Below are 1,541 nucleotides of genomic sequence, written 5' to 3'. Positions count from 1 at the left end.
GGTGCGGTGACGAGCACGTCGCACGCGCGCCCCGCGGCGTGGCCGCTGCGCGGCGCGAGGACGGTCAGCCGGATCTGCATCGCGTCAGCGGTCCCTTCTGCGCGGGGTCCCCGGCTCTGCGCGGGGTGCCCGGCAGGGGTACTGCCCTGTGATTCCCCCCACCACGCACGGGACGCGTCGTCCGGTACAGGTCGGCGCGTACGGTGCCGTCCCCGCCCGGCACACGACGCGCTGAGGGCATCCTCGCACCTGCCACCGACAACACGCCCGGGGACCGCAGACAAGTGATCTTGAATGGTCGGCTGTGCGTGCAAAAGTGCCTGCTTGGGCGCCCCTTCGAACGCCACCGAGATCATCATCGATGCCCGGGGGACAGCCGTTCGGCAACCATCACCTCCCGGTTCGCGTCTCCCGTCGGGACGGGACAGACGTACGACACACGTGCGACCGTGTGTGCGACGGGACCGGCCGATGACCGGCCGGCGATCCGTCCGGCCGGTCTAAAGTGGGTCGGAACCCCGGGGGATCCGGGACGACGCAAGGACACACCAGCAGCAGGGAGCCCATGACGTGCGGCCGGTAGGCAGCAAGTACCTCCTGGAGGAGCCGCTCGGACGCGGCGCCACCGGTGTCGTCTGGCGGGCCCGTCAGCGCGAGACCGCGGGCGCCGAGGCGGCCGTCGCCGGCCAGCCCGGCGAGACTGTCGCGATCAAGGTCCTCAAGGAGGAGCTGGCCAACGACGCGGACGTCGTGATGCGGTTCCTGCGGGAGCGCTCCGTCCTGCTCCGCCTCACGCACCCCAACATCGTGCGCACCCGCGACCTTGTGGTGGAGGGGGATCTCCTCGCCCTCGTCATGGACCTGGTCGACGGCCCCGACCTGCACCGCTACCTGCGCGACAACGGCCCGTTCAGCCCCGTCGCCGCCGCCCTGCTCACCGCCCAGATCGCGGACGCGCTCGCCGCCAGCCACGCGGACGGCGTCGTCCACCGCGACCTCAAGCCCGCCAACGTCCTCCTCAAGGACGACAACGGGCAGATGCACCCGATGCTCACCGACTTCGGCATCGCGCGCCTCGCGGACTCGCCGGGCCTGACCCGTACCCACGAATTCGTCGGCACGCCCGCCTATGTCGCGCCGGAATCCGCCGAGGGCCGACCGCAGACCTCCGCCGTCGACATCTACGGCGCGGGCATCCTGATGTACGAGCTGGTCACGGGCCACCCGCCGTTCGCCGGGGCGACCGCCCTGGAGGTGCTGCACCGCCACCTCAGCGAGGAGCCGCGCCGGCCCTCCACCGTGCCCGAGCCGCTCTGGACCGTCATCGAGCGCTGCCTGCGCAAGAACCCCGACCAGCGGCCCAGCGCCGAGAACCTGGCCCGCGCGCTGCGGGTCGTCGCCGCCGGTGTCGGCGTGCACTCCAGCGCGGCCCAGATCGACGCGGCGCTCGGCGTCGGCGCGCTGCTCGCGCCCGACCCGGCGCCCGCCGCCGTCCCGGACACCCCGGGCGCGGCGGACCCGACCCAGGTGCTGCCCAGCAA

General features: G+C 73.0%; 1 protein-coding gene. It reads left to right on the top strand.

Going from position 1 to position 1,541, the window contains the following annotated elements:
* Window positions 1-570 precede the first annotated feature (570 nt).
* Window positions 571-1,541 (top strand): serine/threonine-protein kinase (locus GT042_RS19990; RefSeq protein WP_161310088.1); only part of this gene is annotated, 971 nt, incomplete at its 3' end.

Origin of the sequence: Streptomyces sp. SID3212 (genome assembly GCF_009865405.1) — a bacterium.
Classification (GTDB): domain Bacteria; phylum Actinomycetota; class Actinomycetes; order Streptomycetales; family Streptomycetaceae; genus Streptomyces.
This window is presented reverse-complemented; position numbering and strand designations above follow the sequence as displayed.